We start from the raw sequence: 18,663 nt of genomic DNA on the forward strand, positions 1-18,663 counted from the left end.
CGCTCCTTCAAACCCCGAGATAAGCTTCCTTGACCGTGTCGCTCGCCAGCATGGCGGCCGAGCTGCCGGACGCGCGGATCGATCCAGCCTCGATCAGATACGCGCGGTCGACCACGCGCAGCACCTGCTGGACGTTTTGCTCGACGATCAGAACCGTCAGACCTCTCGCGCGAATGCGTTTCACGAGCTCGAACACCTGCTGCACGACCACGGGGGCGAGGCCCGCGGAGGGCTCGTCAAGCAGCAGGAGTTTTGGATCCGACATCAGCGCGCGCCCGATCGCACACATCTGCTGCTCGCCACCCGACATGGTGCCGGCCATCTGGTGTCGGCGTTCCTTCAGGCGCGGAAACAGCTCGAAGACGATCTCGAGCCGCTCGGCGTATTTGTGGCGTGCCTCCTTCATGAAAGCGCCCATCTTGAGATTGTCGTCGACCGACAGTTGCGGAAACAGCCGCCGGTTCTCCGGCACATGCGCAATGCCGAGACTGACGATGCGGTGCGCCGGCGTCGTCAGGACATCGACGCCTTCCATCTTGATCGATCCGCGCACGGGGCGGATCAGGCCCGAGATCACCCGCATCAAGGTGGTCTTGCCAGCACCGTTCGGGCCGATCACGCCGACTGCCTCACCGGCCTTGACGTCGAGATTGACGCCGAAGAGTGCCTGAAAGCTGCCATAGCCGGCGTCGACGGATCGAAGCTCCAGCATGGCTTACCCTCCGGCGCGGCGGCGCGCTTCGGCGGCCGCGGCTTGCGTGGTCTCGGCGTCGGTGCCGAGATAGACCTCGATCACCCGCACGTCGCTGGCGACTGCGCTCGGCAGCCCCTCCGAAATCTTCTCGCCGTGATCGAGCACCATCACCCGGTCGACCACGCGCATCAAAACGCCCATGATGTGCTCGACCCAAATGATGGTGATGCCGAGATCGTCGCGGATCTTTCGCAGCATGTCCGCGGCCTGGTCCATCTCGGCTTCATCAAGGCCACCGAGGCTTTCATCGGCAAGCAGCAGCTTTGGTCCCGTGGCGAGCGCCTTTGCCAACTCGAGCTTCTTGAGCCCTGCGGCCCCCAGACCATCGACGCTCGCGCGCCGATCGGTCGGCAGACCAACCATGGCGAGCGCGCGCTCGGCGGCCTCCTCGGCCTTGGCCCGGCTATGGCGATCTTGCCCGTAATAGCCGGCGAGCGCGACGTTCTCGAAGATCGTCAGGCGGCGAAACGGTCGCGGGATCTGGAAGGTGCGGCCGATGCCGCGATTGATGATCCGGTGCGGCGCGAGCCCCGCGATCTCGACTCCCGCGAACAGGATCGAGCCGGCAGTCGGGGTCAGCGTGCCCGAGAGCATGTTGAAGATGGTGCTCTTGCCCGAGCCGTTGGGACCGATCAGGCCGAGGATCTCGCCCTGATCGACCCTGAAGGAGACGTTGTTGACGGCCGTGAAGCCACCAAAACGTTTCACCAGCCCGCTAACTTCCAGCACCGCATCCCTCCGCCGCGTCTCGCGCTACTGGTTGCTGTAGGTGGTGCCCTTCGGCAGCGGCAGCACGGCCTCGCGCTGCATCTGGCTCTTGGGCCACACCACATAGGATTTGTCATCGAGATACTGGATCACGACTGGGAACGACCGCTCGTTCTGGCCCGCCATCGGCGTGCCCTCGCCAAAAAACTTCACGCCGAAGCCGAGCATGGTGCCGCCTTCGGGGATGTCGGTATCGAGCGCCGCCTTGCGCAAAGCGTCGGGATCGACGCCGCCATACTTCTTGATCGCACGGGGCAGAACATCCGCCATGAAGACGTAGGTGTTGGACGCACCGATCCCGACATGGGCGGAGCGGATTGCGACGCCCGGCTTGAGCTTGTCGAACTCCTCGCCGACCATCTTGATCACGGGCGTGAGCTTCGGGTCCATGGTCTTCTGATTGGCGAGCCAAATCGAGATCGGATCGGTGTTGAAGATGTAGTTGGCGTCAGCCCCCATACCCTCCTTCAGCTTCTCATAGACGCCGTAGCCCGCACCATGCCCCATCAGCGCGCCGAACTTCAGACCCTGCTCGCGCGCCTGGCGAAGCAGGAGCGTGATGTCTGGATTGTAGCCGGTGTGGAAAATCACGTCGGGCTTGGCGCGCTTGAGCTTCGTGACCAGCGCCGAAAGGTCGGGCGCAGTCGCGGAGTAGCCCTCCTTCAGCACGACGTTGAAGCCGGCCTTCCTGGCGCCGGCCTCGTTGCCCTTGGCGACGTCGACGCCGTAGGAGCCGTCCTCGTGGATAATGGCGACGCGCAGGTCCTTCGGCTCCTTGCCGAACTTCTCCTTGGAATTCTGCGCGATGAAGTCCATCGTCATCATGCCGAACTGGTCACCGCTCGCCTGCGGGCGAAACACGTATTTGTAGTTCTTGTCGGCGAACACGGCGGACGAGATGCAGGTCGTCATCCACATGAACTTCTTCAACTGTTCGACGCGGGCCGCGACCGGAACGCATTGCGCGGAGGAGAAGAAGCCGAGCACCATGTCGACCTTCTCCTGCTCGAGCAGGCGAACGGATTCGTTGATGGCGACGTCGGGCTTGCTCTGGGCATCGGCGTAAACGGCCTCGACCTTGTAGCCTTCGACGCCGGTATTGGAAAACTGGTCAAGGATGATCTTGGTGCCGATATACTCGAGCTCGGAGCCGCCGCCGGCGAGCGGGCCCGTCAGGTCGAAAATCACGCCGATCTTGATCTTCTTCTCCTGGGCCTGGGCAGACACCGCCAAACCCGTCGCCGCGATCGCGACCATCAGCCCTTGTACTAAGTGACGTACCAAGCGGGCAGCCATGCGCATGCGCATCAAAACCTCCCTGGGCGATTGTGCGTTGCAGTCTTCTTGCTTTTGCTTTTCGCCCATCACATGGGCTGGGAGATGCGATGTCAAGCCGAATAGCGTCGCGGGCTTGAGGCGTCAGCGCGCGCCGAACTGCTGCTCGATGAAGGCCGTGACAAAGCGCGGCATGGTCGGCGTCAGATCACCGAGCCCGCGGACCAGGTGAATACCGGCAAGCTCCGGATGCTCCTGCGCGGCGAGGTTGGCCTCGATCCGGGCGCGGATCGCTTCACCCGGAAGCTTCAGGTCCAGGATCCGGATCAGGGCAATCGCGGGTCCCGACACCACGCAATGCCAATGCGTTTCGGCCTGGTAGTCGGCAGCCGTGAGACCGGTCTCCTCCTCGACCTCACGCACCACACTACCGGGGATGTCGAGCGCGCCGTCCTTGATGTCATCGAGGTCCGGCGTGCCCGACGGGAAATAGATGCGCCCCGCATTTGCCGTATGCTCGCCCATCACGCCCAGCACGAAGGCACCATCGCTGGCGCGCAGCGCGCCCATGCCAAAGCCGTTGAATACGGCCTTGTCGGGAAAACCCCAATCGCGCCAGGCGAGAAAGCTGGCGAAATCTGCCTCGAAATAGCGCGCAGAGAAATGGCCGCCCGCCAGCACGGGATCGCGCCCGAGCAGGATGCGGCCGTTCCAGATCTGCGGTCGCTCGCGCTGCTTCTCGGCAAAATGGCCCGCGATGTCGGCGCTCCGTTCCTGTGCGAACGGCCACGCCTGCGCTTCCACGGTGAGATCAAGCGTCGTGACGCGATGAATGGCGGGAGACGTCATGACACCTGCATATCAGCGCTTCACGTCAATTGCTTGGCATTTACTTGGAATTCATCCCCGTGGTCTTCTTGGCCTGCTCGACGAATTTGTTGGTGAAGGTCTTGCTGACGTCGATCTTGGCATTCGCAACCTCGGGCGAGCCGACACTGAAGACCGCAAGCACGGCGTCTGCGCCCTTCGGGTCCATCTTGCCGGTTTCGGAGAACATCGGGATCGTGTTCTTCAGCGCGGCGAGATAGAGCTCCTTGTTCTTGCCGACCATCTCCTCGGGCATCTTCGCCATGATGTCTTCCGGCGAGTGCGAATGGATCCAGGCGAGCGTGTTCAGCATCGCATTGGTCAGCGCCTGCGTCTCCTTCTCGTGGCTGGCGACCCAGGCCGCCGTCGAGTACAGCGCGCCGCCCGGATATTCGCCGCCAAACGTCTCGAGCGTATCCTTCTGCGTACGGGTGTCGCTGAGGATGCGCAGGTCCTTGTGGCTGCCCTGGAGCACGGTGACGGAGGGATCGAGCATCACGGCCGCATCGATCTGGCCCTGCTCCATGGCCGCGACCGCGGTCGCACCCAGGCCAACGCCGATCACGGCGGTGCCGGCGGGATCTAGCCCGTTCTTCTTCAGGAGGTATTTCAGGAAGAAATCGGTCGAGGAGCCGGGCGCACTGACGCCGACCTTCTTGCCGGCGAGATCCTTTACCGACTTGATCTCGTTGGTATGCGAGGGCGCGACCACCAGCACAAGGCCGGGATAGCGATCATAGACCACGAAAGACTGCAACTCCTGCTTCTTGGCGGCGAGGTTGACGCAATGATCGAAATAACCGGAGACGACGTCCGCGCTGCCACCGAGCACGGCCTTGAGCGCATCCGAGCCGCCCTTGAGGTCGACGAGGTCGACATTGACGCCGGCCTTCTCGTACTCGCCGAGCTGTTTTGCCAGCACCGTCGGCAGGTAGCACAGGCAGGAGCCGCCGCCGACCGCGATGGTGACCTTGCTCTGCGCTGCGGCGAATCCGGTAGTGAGTGTAAGCGCGAGCAGCGCGCCCGCGAGCCTGGCAATCGTGTTCTTCATTGGTTTCCTCCGTTCGGCTGGCGGCACATTAGAGCAGCGGAACTGGCTTGAGAAGCGCTGGCCAGCGCACTGGCCATCGGACTTTCGGCGCAATAGCATGACGACACAACAACAACCCTTTATCGGGAGAATCATCCATGAACCGCATCGCAATCGCCGCCTCACTCGCCGCCGCCTTCGCCGCAGGGTGCGGCGTGACCTACCTGTTCCAGCCGGCGTGGGCTGCCGAGAACATCACCGCGCAACTCATCCACACCGGCGAGATGCAAGGCGATGCGCTCGGGCCAGCGAACGAGGTCGGCTACCGCTCCAAGATGTTCATGGCCGCAGACGGCGCCACCGTCTCGATCCAGGTCGGCAACGTGCCCAAGCATCTGCACCCCAACACCAACGAGATCCAGTACATCCTGGACGGGACCGGGACGATCTGGCTCGGCGACAAGGAGGTAACGGTAAAGCCGGGCGACCTCGTGATCATCCCGAAGGGGACGCCACATGGTGGCACCAAGCCGATCAGCGGACAGGTCAAGGCGATCGCGATCAAGACACCGCCGCAGGCGCCCGACGACACCAAGCTTCTGGACTGAGCTGGAGAGGCTCACGCACATGTCCGGGCCCGCATCCCTGCGCGGGTCCGGCAACGATCGCACCATCACATCACTAGCCTCGCCCGTCCGCGGCGGACGGGCGCCACACGAGAAGCCGGCGCTCGACCATCGTCACGCCCATGTCGATCAGGAGAACGAAGGCCGACAGCACGAACATCCCTGCAAACACGCCAGCGACGTCGAACACGCCTTCGGCCTGCTGAATCAAATAGCCGAGGCCGGCGGCAGAGCCGAGATATTCGCCGACCACGGCGCCGACCACGGCAAAGCCGACGGAGGTGTGCAGCGAGGAGAACATCCACGACAGCGCCGAGGGCCAATAGACGTGCCGCATCAACTGCTGCTCGCTCATGCCGAGCATGCGGCCATTGTCCAGCACCGTGCGACTGACCTCCTTGACGCCCTGATAGACGTTGAAGAACACGATGAAGAACACCAGCGTCACGCCGAGCGCGACCTTGGACCAGATGCCGAGGCCAAGCCACAGCGCGAAGATCGGCGCGAGCACCACGCGCGGCAGGGCGTTGACCATCTTGACGTAGGGATCGAACACGGCGGCGACCAACGGCTGCCGCGCGAACCAGAAGCCGACCAGCACGCCGCCGAGCGAGCCGATCACGAAGGCGAGAATCGACTCCCAGAGCGTGATCCAGAGATGCTTCCAGATCACGCCGCTCGCGAACCATTTGACGATCTGGCTGAACACGTCGGCCGGGTTGGAGAAGAAGAACGGCGGCAACAGGATCTTTCCGAACACCGGAACGGTAGAGAGCACCTGCCACAGCACGATTGCAACCACGGCGACCAGCATTTGCAGCGAGAGCAGCGTGAGGCGCGACATCAGACCGCCTCCGCCTGGGTGGATTGTGCGTAGCCCTTCATCACCTCGTCCTTGAGCACGCTCCAGATCTCGCGATGGAGCACATGGAACTCCTTGTCCAGCCGCACCTCGAAAATGTCGCGCGGGCGTGCAAGCTCTACGCGCCAGTCGCCGATGATGCGCGAGGACGGTCCCGCGGACATGATCACGACGCGGTCGGCGAGTGCGATCGCCTCCTCGAGGTCATGGGTGACGAACAGCACCGCCTTGCGGTCGGCGCTCCAGAGCTCGAGCAGGAGATTGCCCATGACCTGCCGGGTCTGGGCATCGAGCGGGCCAAACGGCTCGTCCATCAGCAGGATTTTTGGATCGCGGATCAGCACCTGAGCCAGCGCCACGCGCTTGCGCTGGCCGCCTGAGAGCATGTGCGGGTAGCGGCCAGCGAACGCACCGAGCCCGACCAAGGTCAGCCATTTTTGCGCGCGTGCTAGCGCTTCGGGGCGTGGCGTGCCCTTGATCTCGAGGCCGATTGCGACGTTGTCGATGGCCGTCTTCCAGGGGAACAGCGCATCGGCCTGGAACAAATAGCCGGCATCCCGGTTCAGGCCGGCAAGCGGCCGGTCGAACACCTTGACGCTGCCGGCGGCGGGCTTCAGCAACCCCGCGGCGACGTTGAGCAGCGTGGATTTGCCGCAGCCGGTCGGGCCGACGATGGCGACGAACTCACCCTGGCCGACGGTGAGCCGCGCCTCTTCGACCGCGGTATAGACGCGCCCGTCGCCCAGCCGGAATGCGACTTTCGTATCCTCGAGCGCCACCGCCGTGGGCGTTGTCATATGCCGATTTCCTCCCAGCTCTTGGCGGATGCCTTACCCGCTTGCGCCGGCAAGTTCAATCGAGCGGCCAAGCGTGGTACGCATGCGGGGTCGCCTCCATCAATCTCCCCTTGCGGGAGTGCAAGGCTGGGTCGGTACCGATGGCCTCCAAACCCGTGATCGCTTACGCGCATGTCGCGAAAAGCTTCGGCCCGGTCATGGCCGTGAACGGCGTTTCGCTCGACGTCGCCGAGGGCGAGTTTCTGGCCATCGTCGGCGGCTCCGGCTCGGGCAAGACCACCCTGCTGCGACTGACCAACCGGCTGATCGAGGCCGACCGTGGCACGATCAACGTCGAGGGCGAGGATATCAGCCGCGTCGACCCGGTCGCGCTGCGGCGGCGCATTGGCTACGTCTTCCAGAGCGGCGGGCTGTTTCCGCATCTGAGCGTCGCCGACAATATCGGCATCACGCCGAAGCTGCTGAGCATCCCGCAGGAGGAAATTGCCGCACGCGTGGACGAGCTGCTCGACCTGGTGCGGCTCGACCGCATCCAGCATCGCGATCGATTGCCGCAAGACCTGTCCGGCGGACAGCGCCAGCGCGTAGGGGTGGCGCGCGCGCTCGCGGCACGGCCGCGGATCGTGCTGATGGACGAGCCGTTCGGCGCGCTCGATCCCCTGACTCGCGACGCGCTCGGCGAAGACTATCGCGCACTGCATCACAAGCTCGGCCTGACCACAATCATGATCACCCATGACATGACGGAAGCGATCTTGCTTGCCGACCGCATCGCGGTGATGCGCGCCGGGAAGCTGCTCGCACAGGGCACGCCCGCGGAGCTCGGACGAAGCCACGATGCGTATGTGCTGGAGCTGTTGCGCACGCCGCGGCGCCAGGTCGCGCGGCTGAACGAGCGGCTGCCGCAGGGTGGTGCGGCATGAGCCTCTTCTCCGATCCGCGCTGGGGCGAGGCGCTGGCGCATCTGCCGGACTATCTCGGCAATCATGTGCGGGTGAGTCTTGCCGCGCTCGCGCTCGGGCTTATCGTGAGCCTGCCGCTCGCGATCCTCTGCCGCAACCGCCCGGTAGCGCGCAACATATTGCTCGCGCTCGCGAGCATCGTGCAGACCGTGCCGGGGCTGGCGCTGCTTGCGCTGTTCTATCCGCTGCTGCTGCTCGCGGCCTCCGCGACGTTCGCCTGGTTCGGCATATCCTTCTCGGCCTTCGGCTTCCTGCCGGCGATGCTGGCGCTGGCGCTCTATTCCATGCTGCCGGTGCTGCGCAACGGCATCACCGGGTTGAACGGCATCGATCCAGCCTTGCTTGAAGCCGCCCAAGGCGTCGGCATGACGCCGCGACAATCGCTTGCCATGGTCGAACTGCCGCTGGCGCTGCCGGTGATGATGGCGGGCATCCGCACCGCCGCCGTGTGGGTGATCGGCACGGCAACATTGTCGACGCCGATCGGGCAGACCAGCCTCGGCAATTACATCTTCGCCGGCCTGCAAACCCAGAACTGGGTGTTCGTGCTGTTCGGCTGTTTTGCCTCGGCCGTGCTGGCGCTTGCCGTCGACCAACTGCTCGGCCTGATCGAAACCGGCTTGCGCAATCGCAGCCGCCTGCGCACGACGCTCGGCGGCGTCGGGATTGCGGCGCTGGTCGCCGCGACGCTGGTGCCCTCGCTCGGGCGCTCGTCGCCGGCTTACGTCGTCGGCGCCAAGACATTCGCCGAGCAATACGTGCTGTCGGCCCTGATTCGGGATCGCCTGGCGGCCGCGGGCCTGCCCGCAACGACGCGCTCGGGCCTCGGCTCGAACGTCGCCTTCGAGGCATTGAAGGCCGGCGACATCGATCTCTATGTCGACTATTCCGGCACGCTCTGGGCCAATCAGTTGCACCGCTCGGATATCAAGCCGCGCAAGGAGCTGATCGAGGAGCTGAAGACCGCGCTGGCCAAAGAGAACATCACGCTGCTCGGCGAGCTCGGATTCGAGAACGCCTATGCGCTGGTGATGCCGCGCAAGCGCGCCGAGGCGCTCGGCATTCACTCCGCCGCCGACCTCGCCGCGCATGCGCAAGACATGTCGATTGCCGGCGACTACGAATTCTTCTCGCGCCCGGAATGGGCGGCCCTGCGCGACGCCTACGGCCTCGTCTTCCGCGCCCAGCGGCAGATGCAGCCCGATTTCATGTATGCAGCGGTCGCGAGCGGCGAGGTCGACGTCATTGCGGGCTACACCAGCGACGGCCTGATCGCAAAATACGACCTCGTGGCGCTCGACGATCCCAAGAACGCGATCCCGCCCTACGACGCCATTCTGTTGCTCGCCCCCAAGCGCGCCAACGACGAGCGGCTCAAGGCCGCGCTGAAGCCGCTGATCGATCGGATCGACATCGCCGACATGCGCGAAGCCAATCTGCGTGCCAGCGGCAATGACGCGAACTCATCGCCCGATGCGGTGGCGAAGTGGCTCTGGGAGAAAGTCAGCAAACGGTAGCGTAAGCCCAACGCAGGCTCTCTCCGTTCCCTCCCCTCTCACCTTGCTCGCGGCTATCTCACGCCCTCACTTCCTGCCGCTGGAACAGGACGTAGCCGAAGACAAACAGGACGATGGTGCCGGCGACGAGGCCCACGGTCTGCGGCCAGGCAATCATGACGCTTTCGCCGAACGGCAATGGTGCGCCCATCACTGCGCCGCGGAGCTGGTCGATGAAGACCGGCCCCAACGCACGCGTGGTCGGCGAGAGCACCGCCAGCATTACTTCCCCGAACAGATCGTTCGGCGACAGCCGCAACAGCTCCTGCGTCCACACTGCGGTCACCGGATCGTTGAGGCCGAGCATCGCATAGCGCGGATCCGGCGGCGCGATGGCCTGGGCCAGCGCCAGCATCGGCCACAGCACGGTCAGGAACAGCCAGATGCCGAGGGCAACCAGCGCAGCGGTCGCGGGCGAGCGGAACACGATCGAAAGCAGCATGGCGAGCGAGAGCCAGACGCCGGCATAGAAGATCGCCACGACCAGAAACACCAGCGACCGCGCGATCTCCTCGCCGCCGGGCGGCACGCCGAGGAAGATCAGGCCGAGACCGATCACCAGCAGCCACAGCGCCGCAAGGCTGATGCCGATGGTGGCGAGGGCTGCGAGATATTTGCCCATCAGCAGCGCATCGCGATAGATCGGCTGCGCCAGGATGCGCGACAAGGTCCGCCGGTTGTGCTCGCTGTTGACCGCGTCGAAGCCAAGCCCGATCGCCATCAGCGGAATAAGGAAACCGAGGATCGCGACGAAGGACGGCAGCGGCGCCTGGTCGGTGGTGAAGAGGCGCAGCAGCAGGAAGGGATCTTCCGCCGTGTTCTGCCTGAGACTGTTGATCGCCTCGTAGAGAGCAGCGAGCGCCGTGAAGACGATGAGCAATTGCAGCATCAGCATGCGAACGCTGGAGATGTGGTCCGCCAGCTCCTTGACGAAGACCGTGGACAAGCCCTGGAACGGTGATCCCTCACGCCGCATGACGAACGTCTCCCGTGGGCTGGGCCTGGAAATAGCGCGCATAGATTGCCTCCAGGCTCGGCTCGTTGACCGACAGCCGCCTGAGCGCGCCGTCGACTGCGACCACCGCGCGCGCCGCGTCCGGCCGCACGTCGCGCTCGGCGGTCATGCGGAAGCGATCGGCGGCAAGCGTCTCGACCTGAGTCACGCCCGGAATCATCGCGAGCCTTCGCGCGATTCCCGCGCCTTCGGCCTCCACCTCGACCACAAACCCCGCGCCGAGCACCTTGACCGACAGCTCCGGCACCGAGCCCATCAGCACGATGCGTCCAGCCTGGAACAGCGCGACGCGGTCGCAGATGCGCTGCACCTGATCGAGCATGTGGGACGAGAGCAGCACCGTGATGCCTTCGGCCTTGAGCTCGCCGATCAGCGCGAGGAATTCCAGCGTGGCCTGCGGGTCGAGCCCGCTTGTCGGCTCGTCGAGGATCGCGATCTCGGCGCGCTTGACGATGATCTCCGCAAGCCCGAGCCGCTGGCGCATGCCACGCGAGAAGGTGGCGACCCGCCGCTCCGCGACCTCGGCAAGCCCGACGCGCGCAAGTGCCGCCGCGATCCGCCGCGCCCGCTCAGCCCGCGACAGGCCCATCAGCTTCGCAGTGTAAGCGAGGTTTTCGGCTGCCGTGAGCTGGTCGTAGAAGCCGACCGCATCCGGCAGATAGCCGACACGTCGCTTAACTTGTAGCGGCTGGCGCGCCGGATCGAAACCGAGCACGCTGACCGAGCCCGAGGAAATCTCGGTCAGGCCGAGCATCATCAGGATGGTCGTGGTCTTGCCGGCACCGTTCGGGCCAAGCAGGCCGAACACTTCGCCCTTTGCGATATCGAAATCGATGGCGTCCACGACCGCCGTCTTGTCGTAGCGCCGCGTCAGGCCGCGCGCGCTGATCACAGCGTCGGGAGTCACTGTCTGGTTCTGCGAATTGCTGTTCATCGCCGTCCGAACCTCGCAACCGCACCCAGCATCAACAACAGCGCGACGCCGATAACACCGGCGCCCGCCATGCCCCATACCGTCGAGGTGCCGACGGTGACGCGGAACTGGCTCGAGGCGTTTTCGCCGCGTGAGGTGGCGCGGATCGTGGCCTGATAGTCGCCGGCGAGCGACTTGTCGCTCGGCGTCACCAGCGCCTGCACCTCGGCGTCCTTGCCGGGGACGAGGCGCTCGATGGCCTTCGGCTCGAACGTCACCTTCCAGCCGCTCGGCGCAGTGCCCGCAAGCGCGATGTTCTCGGCGGGCGCCGTGCCGGTGTTGGTCACGACGATCGGGATCGAGCTTTGCTGGCCTGCGACGGCGCGGGCGCTCAACAGGCCGTCGCCGCCGGAGACCTGAAGCTGCGGCTGGCCGACCACGTCGAGCGCGAGCTGGGTGGACGCAGAGACGTCCTCGGCCTTCACCGTCACCTTCACGGGGAAATGCCCGGCATCGATCGTGCTGGGCGGCCGCACTTTCAGCTTGATGTCCTTGGACTGGCCGGCGTCGATGGGGATCGAAGACAGCTCCTGCGTGCCATAGGCCTCTGTGAATGAGGTCTCGAAATTGGCCGGCGCTTCCGCGGCAAAACTTGCGACGAGATTGCGGCCCGAGTCGTTCTTGATCGAGAGCGTGTAGTCGAAATTGGATTTCGGACTTCCGCGCAGCGATGGCAGGCTCGATTTCACGCTGAGCTTGGCCGGCAGTTCCTTGGCGAGCGACACCGCGATCGGCAGCTCCGCGTTCGTCCCCTGCCCTTGCGCCTTCACCGTGAGCGTCTGCGGACTGAGATCGCTGTTTGCGGGGACGTCGAGCCTGAGCTGCAACGCGACACTGGAGTCGGGCGCAGGCATCGCCGCGCCGACCGGCTGCCCGCCACCAAGCAGCGTTGCGGTCCACCCCGCAGGCACGCCCGCGACCGAAAGCTGATAGCGCTCAGGCGACAGGCCGTAGTCCTGCAAGCGCAACGAAATGTTGGTGGTGGTCCCCGGCCGCACCGTGACCGACGGATAGTCGGTCATGAGATAGAGGCCCTTGATGTCGTGGTCATGCGCGGGCTCGGCGGCATGAACGGCGGGACTGATGAGGATGAGGATAAATGCAAGACGCGCAGCATCAAGCGCTCGCATGGACGATACTCCTTGCAAGGAAAGTTGGATCACGGATGGGCATCGTGCCGCCGAAAAGACATTGGCGGCAGCGCGTCGCATCATCGAAGCAATCGTGACGATGTTTTGGAAGCCCAGCGCCGCGCCAGTTACAAGTCGGTGATTGCAGGCGTTTTCGGCTCAGACTTTAGTTTGAAAAATGCGCGAGACTTCAAACCGACGTGAGCGGGCTAGGTTGGCAACGTGGATTTGCGAGCGAAATTGCACACCTGCATCCGCATCGTCATTGCGAGCGAAGCGAAGCAATCCAGTATCTTTCCGCAGAGAGACTCTGGATTGCTTCGTCGCTTCGCTCCTCGCAATGACCGTGTTGAAGCGCCACACGTCGAATACGCGCGCTACAGCCCGTGGATCATGCCGGCGTTGATCAGCAGGCGGTTGAGGCGGCGTGCCTCCGCGCCGTCCTTGCAGCCATAGAAGATGCCCCTGCAGCGTAGCATGACATCCTTCTGCGCGACGAAGGAGGGATCGAGCGGAATGCCGGCGGCTTCCTGAATCACCAGCGGCAAATAGGCACCGTCAATCGTGTCCATGACGGCGTCGCTTCTCACCGGCTCGAAATTGATGGCGTCGATCGCATAGTAGGTGGCGTAGAGACGCGGATCATAGTCGTCGAGCTTCTTGCCGAGGCTGCCTTCGTCGAGACCCGGCTCGAGGATCTGCGGCGCGAATTCCGGCTGATGATCGCCATAGCGCACGATCAGGAACGGCTCATTCGGAAACTTCTTCTTCAGGCCGGCCAGGAAGGCCTGGTACTGCTCGGCGCTCATCGCCTGCCGGCGCAGATATTCGTCGATCGAGGGCGCATTCCCCGGCGCGCGCCAGCCCGGCATCAGGTCGGGACGGAAACGCGTCTCCCAAGGGAAATGATTGGCGCCGAGATAGATGAAGCTGAACAGCGGCTTGTTGGGAGGCTGCTGGCCCATCAACTCCAGCGCCTTGTCGTAGAAGAAGGAATCAGGCTCGACGTCCTTCGCGCCGAGGTCCTTCGCATCATAGAAGCGCTCGATGCCGGTCGTTATCTGGAAGCTGCGCGCGCTCATGAAGGCGCCGTAGGCCGGATAGAGCGACATCGTGTCGTAGCCGCAGCGGCGCAAGCTGAGCGGCAGCCCGCGCTCGACGCGCCCCGAGGCGATGCGCGTCACGAAATAGGCGAAGCGGCCGAAGGAGCGCGAGGACAGGCCGGCGAGCACGTTGTACTCGGTGAACCAGCTCGGCCCGCCATTGCTCTCGGCGAGGAAGATGCGCTGCTTGCCGTCCCAGGATTTGAAATGGCTGCCATAGCCAGGCGGCACCTTGATGCCTTGCGCGGCGCGGATGTCGAAGCTGGATTCATCATGGATCATGATGATGTTCGGCCGCCGCCCCGCCGGGTGGCAGGCATCGACCAGCGGCACGTTGAGATGCTCGCCGGTGGACGCGGCCGACTCCATGAAGCCGTATTGCACGAAGTCGGAGACCGCGGTGACGCCGGAGCGGAAGAACTTCGAGAGATAGCCGTCGTCGTAATAGCCGCGCCAGGCTTCGTCCGGATGGTACAGCGAATAGCCGACCAGCGCGGCGAGGCAGGCGAGCTTGCAGGCAAACGCCGGCAGGCGGCGGATGCGGAACGGATCGAGCCACCACAGCGCATACATCAGCGGCAGGATGATGAGGCAGGCGCCGATCACCGACCAGCGCAGGTTCGGGAAGATCGTGAACAGGAAGGCGACGGTGTCGCGGTCGATCATCATCAGGTCGATGAAGTTGACCGTCATCTGCACGACGTCGTGCTTGAGCCGCGACAGCAACACCAGCACCACGACCATGGTCAGCGACAGCGCGCCCGACAGCGCCGGGCGGCGGAGCAGCGTGATCCAGAAGAAATTGAGGATGCCCCAGCTGAGCACGAAGCCGAGGCGCGAGCTGAAGTCGGTCTCGGTCTCGTACATCAGCGCAAGTGCGGCCAGGTGCGGCGCGGCGACGGCGAGCAGGCGCCAGATGCCGATCGCGGCAACGCTCGCCAGCACGGCGGTGGCGGCGGAAGGACCTGGGTTGGGCGCGGACGCCATCGACGACACGCTGAACACGCTCCGGCGCGGTGATGCCAAGCCATCTGGCCGGCCTGCTGGCGGCCAGGCGTCCGGCGCCGCCGGAGAGCGCCGTGTCATAAAATTGTAACGGAACAGTCACGAGCAAGCAACGCGACGCGCCATCCGACCTTCGCTTAATGTTAGCGGGCGGCGAACAAAGCGCGCGCCCTACTCGATCCCCTCACCCCGAGGAGCCTGCGAAGCAGGCGTCTCGAAGGGGAGGCCGGCTGCCGGGCCTCTATGGTTCTCGCGGCGATGCGAAGCATCGTCCGCTAGACGGCGCTTACGCGCCTCCTCACCATGAGGGTTAGACAGCGTCAGCTGCCGCGTTTGGGCCTGGCGATCCCAGCGATGAAGACATCGATCACCGCTTCGGCCATCTTCTCGATGTCGCCGTCCTCCACGCCCCAGCGCGGGAAATGACCGTCGAGATTCATCCGGGCGAAACCGTAGACCAGGGCGCGGGCGGCGATTTGGATCGGCTTCAGCTCGCCCTGTCGCAACAGGCCGTGCTCGGCCGCCTCACCCAGCATGCGCTCGCTCAGCGCGATCAGCTCTGCATTATCGCGGGTGAGCTCGGGCGAGCTGCCATGGGCGAAGTAGCGCCCCGTCGAGATGATCTCGAAATGGGCGGGGTTGCGCATCGCCCAGCGCAAATAGGCAAGGCCGAAGGCACGCAAGCGAGCGAGCGGATCGGCCGGCGGCGCATGCGCCAGCGCCGTATCGATCTCTGCACGAAACCGGCGCTGCGCCTCCTCCGCCACCGCCGCCATCAGTGCGTCGCGGTTGGGAAAATGCCGGAACGGCGCCCCCGGTGACACCGCCGCGCGCCGCGCCGCCTCGCGGACGGAGACGTCGCCGCCCTCAGCCGCCAATTGCAGCGCAGCGTCGATCAGCACGCGGCGGAGATCGCCGTGATGGTAGGGCCGGGCTTCGGCATTGCGAGAGCGGCGCTTCGGAGTTTCGCGGGCGGGCATCGGAAACTCCTAGCATCACCCGAACGTGAATGTAAGCGGCGATTACACTATTGACCAAAACAGACTCCCCAAATGTAATCAGTGATTACACAATGAAGGAGGCCGTCGTCATGTCGCAACGTCAAAGCTGGTTCGAGGGCTGGCGCCTGCTCTCGCTGCTCAGCCTGAGCCTGCTCGCGCTCAGCCTCTGGATCGCCACGATGCGGCAGTTCGAGGTCGAGGGCGTGCGGATGGCGATCCGCTTCACCGCACGCAGTTCGCTCCTCCTGTTCTGCCTCGCCTTCGGCGCCGCCGCCATGGCGCGGCTCTGGCCCAACGCGTGGACGCGATGGCAGCGCCGCAATCGGCGCTATCTCGGCCTCGGCTTTGCCGTCTCCCATGGCCTCCATGCGGTTGCGATCATCGTCTTCGCCAAGATGGATCCGGCCGGTTTTGCCGCAGCGACCTCGGCCGCGTCTTACCTCTTCGGCGGGATCGGCTACGCCGTCATCATCGCGATGGCGGCGACCTCCTTCGACCGCACGGCCGAGTTGCTCGGCGCCCGTGCCTGGCGCGCCCTGCACCTCGTCGGCGGCTACTATCTCTGCTTCCAGTTCATGGTCTCGTTCGGCAAGCGGGTGCCGGCAATGCCGCTCTATGCGGCCTTCCTCGTCCCTCTTCTCGCCGTGATCGCGCTGCGGCTGATCGCGATGGCCGCGATCTCACGCCCGAGGCCGATCGCGCCGGTTTAGGCGTCTGTCGTTCGCATCTGCGATGGCCGGCAAGAATATCGATCAGACGTCAGCTCTTAAGATGATGTGCCACACGAAGCCGTCCTCGTGCATTCGCGCGAATGATCACAGTCCGGATGAAGAGCCGAATCTTAGACTCTGAAGTGGTTTGGCTTTTGATGATTGGAGGGCGAGGTGAGATCCTCAGAAATCACGCGAGATCAAGAATGTGCTTTAAGCGTCAGTTCTTGATCTTCAGGCTGCGCTTCAACATCGAAGAATTTGAATGAAGCACCAGCGCTTGGCGCCGAGTAGGAAAGCGCGAGACCGCGGCTTGCGATCTCGCGCCGGTTGTAGTCGCGAAGGTTTAAGATTTGGTTTGGCGGGTGAAGCAATTGCTCCCCGTCATTCCGGGGCGCGACGCAGTCGCGAACCCGGAATCCAGAGGTAGATTCCGGGTTGCGCTTCGCGCCCCCGGAATGACAGTGGTTAGTTCTTCGACTTGTCGACCAGCGCCCCCTTCTTGATCCAGGGCATCATGTCGCGGAGCTTCGCGCCGACTTCCTCGATCGGGTGTGCGGCGAGCTTGGCACGGGTCGCCTTGAACGAAGTCTGGTTGACCTTGTTCTCGAGCATCCAGTCGCGCGAGAACTTGCCTGACTGGATGTCGTTGAGAACCCGCTTCATCTCCTTCTTGGTCTCGTCGGTGATGATGCGCGGGCCGGTGACGTACTCGCCATACTCCGCGGTGTTGGAGATCGAGTAGTTCATGTTGGCGATGCCGCCTTCATAGATCAGGTCGACGATCAGCTTCACCTCGTGGAGACACTCGAAATAGGCCATCTCGGGGGCGTAGCCGGCTTCGACCAGGGTCTCGTAGCCGCCCTTGATCAGTTCGACCAAGCCGCCGCAGAGCACAACCTGCTCGCCGAACAGGTCGGTTTCGCATTCTTCCTTGAAGGTGGTCTCGATGATGCCGGCGCGGCCGCCGCCGACTGCCGAAGCGTAGGAGAGGCCGAGGTCATGGGCGTTGCCCGAGACGTCCTTGGCGATCGCGATCAGACAGGGGACGCCGCCGCCGCGCTGATACTCCGAGCGCACGGTGTGGCCGGGTCCCTTCGGGGCGATCATCAGCACGTCGAGGTCGGCGCGCGGGTCGAGCAGGTTGAAGTGGACGTTGAGGCCGTGCGCGAACACGAGCGCTGCGCCCTTCTTCATGTTGTCGTGCAGGTGTTCGCGGTAGATGTCGCCCTGCAGCTCGTCCGGCGTCAGCATCATGACGAGGTCGGCCCATTTGGCGGCCTCGGCGACTTCCATCACCTTGAAGCCGGCGGCTTCCGCCTTTTTGACCGAGCCCGAGTCCTTGCGCAGCGCAATCGCCACCTCCTTGACGCCGGAGTCCTTCAGGTTGAGCGCATGGGCGTGGCCCTGGCTGCCATAGCCGACGATGGCGACCTTCTTGCCCTTGATCAGGTTCAGGTCGGCGTCGCGATCGTAATAAACACGCATAGTCGTTTCCTCATTGAGGGCCGAAAATCGGCCAATGGTCAGGGTCCGAAGGTGAAATTTGCGGATTTCGGGGGCTGTCTAGAGCATTTTCCGCCCCGAAGGAAACCCGTTTCTGCATGGAAATCCGCGACATCATGCATCCATGAAAACGGGGTAGAGAGAGGCAAGCAGCAGGACCGCCATCAGGATATTGAAGGCGCGGACCAGCCGCTCGGAGGTCAGGACAGGCCGGAGCGCGCTCCCGAACAGGGCCCAGACCACGGTCGAGACCGTGCCGACGATCAGGCTGATCACGGTCTGAATCGCGATATTGATGGGGAATTGGGCAATCGCCGCATAGGCGGTGATGGTGCCGATCACGATCACCCAGCCCTTGGCGTTGATCCACTGGAACATGGCCGCGCCCAAGAAGGTCATCGGGCCGCGCCCGTTGTCGTCGCCCGACTTTACCGGGCCGGAGAAGGCGATCACGGCCGCCAGATAGATCAGGTAGGCGGCGCCGGCATATTTCAGCAGAGTCTGGAGGATTGGATAGGCCAGAAAGACCGTCCCTAGCCCCAGACCGACAGTCGCGACCATGAAAGCAAAGCCGATGGTGATCCCGGCGATGTGCGGAATGGTGCGGCGGAAGCCGTAGGTCAGGCCCGACGACAGCAGCATGATGTTGTTCGGTCCGGGCGTAAAGTACATCACGACCGCGAAGACGATGAAGGCATAGAGAAGCGACTGCGACATCCTTAC

At 64.2% G+C, this 18,663-nt stretch carries 18 protein-coding genes; 4 read left to right on the forward strand and 14 right to left on the reverse strand.

Annotated elements, in window-relative coordinates; genetic code table 11:
• Positions 1 to 7 precede the first annotated feature (7 nt).
• From SO156_RS25190 to SO156_RS25210, 5 genes are all read right to left on the reverse strand, one after another.
• The gene (locus SO156_RS25190; protein WP_458144196.1) at positions 8 to 712 is read right to left on the reverse strand and encodes an ABC transporter ATP-binding protein; all 705 of its coding nucleotides are present in this window, start codon (positions 710 to 712) and stop codon (positions 8 to 10) included.
• A 3-nt stretch (positions 713 to 715) separates the two neighbouring features.
• Positions 716 to 1,483 carry an ABC transporter ATP-binding protein gene (locus SO156_RS25195; RefSeq protein ID WP_458144195.1) on the reverse strand — a complete coding sequence of 256 codons (768 nt, stop codon included), beginning with the start codon at positions 1,481 to 1,483 and terminating at the stop codon, positions 716 to 718.
• Positions 1,484 to 1,507: 24 nt separating this feature from the next.
• Positions 1,508 to 2,830 (reverse strand): ABC transporter substrate-binding protein, encoded by a 1,323-nt coding sequence (locus SO156_RS25200; protein ID WP_498536615.1) that lies wholly within the window; start codon positions 2,828 to 2,830, stop codon positions 1,508 to 1,510.
• A gap of 111 nt (positions 2,831 to 2,941) precedes the next feature.
• A complete protein-coding gene (locus tag SO156_RS25205) occupies positions 2,942 to 3,646 on the reverse strand; it encodes an NUDIX hydrolase (protein ID WP_498536616.1) in 705 nt (234 codons plus the stop codon).
• Between the two features lie 40 nt (positions 3,647 to 3,686).
• Positions 3,687 to 4,715, reverse strand: a complete 1,029-nt coding sequence (locus SO156_RS25210; protein WP_458144192.1) for an ABC transporter substrate-binding protein — start codon at positions 4,713 to 4,715, stop codon at positions 3,687 to 3,689.
• Between the two features lie 137 nt (positions 4,716 to 4,852).
• Here SO156_RS25210 and SO156_RS25215 point away from each other — a divergent pair, with 137 nt between their 5' ends.
• Complete coding sequence (locus SO156_RS25215) at positions 4,853 to 5,302, forward strand: cupin domain-containing protein (protein WP_458144191.1); 450 nt, start codon at positions 4,853 to 4,855, stop codon at positions 5,300 to 5,302.
• A gap of 73 nt (positions 5,303 to 5,375) precedes the next feature.
• On the opposite strand, the gene SO156_RS25220 is transcribed toward SO156_RS25215, so the two are convergent.
• Positions 5,376 to 6,164 (reverse strand): ABC transporter permease, encoded by a 789-nt coding sequence (locus SO156_RS25220; protein ID WP_458144190.1) that lies wholly within the window; start codon positions 6,162 to 6,164, stop codon positions 5,376 to 5,378.
• Positions 6,164 to 6,979 carry an ABC transporter ATP-binding protein gene (locus SO156_RS25225; protein ID WP_498536617.1) on the reverse strand — a complete coding sequence of 272 codons (816 nt, stop codon included), beginning with the start codon at positions 6,977 to 6,979 and terminating at the stop codon, positions 6,164 to 6,166. The genes SO156_RS25220 and SO156_RS25225 overlap by 1 nt, the downstream gene beginning before the upstream one ends.
• Before the next feature lie 140 nt (positions 6,980 to 7,119).
• Between SO156_RS25225 and SO156_RS25230 the strand changes: the two genes are divergently transcribed.
• Both SO156_RS25230 and SO156_RS25235 read left to right on the forward strand, forming a co-directional pair.
• Entirely contained in the window at positions 7,120 to 7,902 is a 783-nt protein-coding gene (locus SO156_RS25230; RefSeq protein ID WP_498536618.1) for an ATP-binding cassette domain-containing protein, read from the forward strand.
• Positions 7,899 to 9,458, forward strand: coding sequence for an ABC transporter permease/substrate-binding protein (locus SO156_RS25235; protein ID WP_458144187.1), 1,560 nt, complete (start codon positions 7,899 to 7,901; stop codon positions 9,456 to 9,458). The genes SO156_RS25230 and SO156_RS25235 overlap by 4 nt, the downstream gene beginning before the upstream one ends.
• 58 nt (positions 9,459 to 9,516) lie before the next feature.
• On the opposite strand, the gene SO156_RS25240 is transcribed toward SO156_RS25235, so the two are convergent.
• The 5 genes from SO156_RS25240 to SO156_RS25260 form a co-directional block, all read right to left on the reverse strand.
• Positions 9,517 to 10,473, reverse strand: a complete 957-nt coding sequence (locus tag SO156_RS25240) for an ABC transporter permease (protein ID WP_498536619.1) — start codon at positions 10,471 to 10,473, stop codon at positions 9,517 to 9,519.
• Entirely contained in the window at positions 10,463 to 11,446 is a 984-nt protein-coding gene (locus tag SO156_RS25245; RefSeq protein ID WP_498536620.1) for an ABC transporter ATP-binding protein, read from the reverse strand. Before SO156_RS25245 ends, SO156_RS25240 begins: the two co-directional genes overlap by 11 nt.
• The gene (locus tag SO156_RS25250; RefSeq protein ID WP_498536621.1) at positions 11,443 to 12,615 is read right to left on the reverse strand and encodes a COG1470 family protein; all 1,173 of its coding nucleotides are present in this window, start codon (positions 12,613 to 12,615) and stop codon (positions 11,443 to 11,445) included. The genes SO156_RS25245 and SO156_RS25250 overlap by 4 nt, the downstream gene beginning before the upstream one ends.
• Before the next feature lie 377 nt (positions 12,616 to 12,992).
• Complete coding sequence (locus SO156_RS25255; protein ID WP_498536649.1) at positions 12,993 to 14,705, reverse strand: sulfatase-like hydrolase/transferase; 1,713 nt, start codon at positions 14,703 to 14,705, stop codon at positions 12,993 to 12,995.
• Positions 14,706 to 15,043: 338 nt separating this feature from the next.
• Complete coding sequence (locus SO156_RS25260; protein WP_458144183.1) at positions 15,044 to 15,703, reverse strand: TetR/AcrR family transcriptional regulator; 660 nt, start codon at positions 15,701 to 15,703, stop codon at positions 15,044 to 15,046.
• Between the two features lie 110 nt (positions 15,704 to 15,813).
• Here SO156_RS25260 and SO156_RS25265 point away from each other — a divergent pair, with 110 nt between their 5' ends.
• Entirely contained in the window at positions 15,814 to 16,434 is a 621-nt protein-coding gene (locus SO156_RS25265; RefSeq protein WP_498536622.1) for a hypothetical protein, read from the forward strand.
• 468 nt (positions 16,435 to 16,902) lie between these two features.
• Here the strand turns inward: SO156_RS25265 and ilvC are convergent, their stop codons facing one another.
• Positions 16,903 to 17,922: a ketol-acid reductoisomerase gene (gene ilvC, locus SO156_RS25270; protein ID WP_458144181.1), complete on the reverse strand. Its 1,020-nt coding sequence runs from the start codon at positions 17,920 to 17,922 to the stop codon at positions 16,903 to 16,905.
• A gap of 132 nt (positions 17,923 to 18,054) precedes the next feature.
• Positions 18,055 to 18,657, reverse strand: coding sequence for a LysE family translocator (locus SO156_RS25275; RefSeq protein WP_458144180.1), 603 nt, complete (start codon positions 18,655 to 18,657; stop codon positions 18,055 to 18,057).
• Positions 18,658 to 18,663: the final 6 nt, after the last annotated feature.

The sequence above is a fragment of the Bradyrhizobium sp. UFLA05-125 genome, assembly GCF_059803515.1.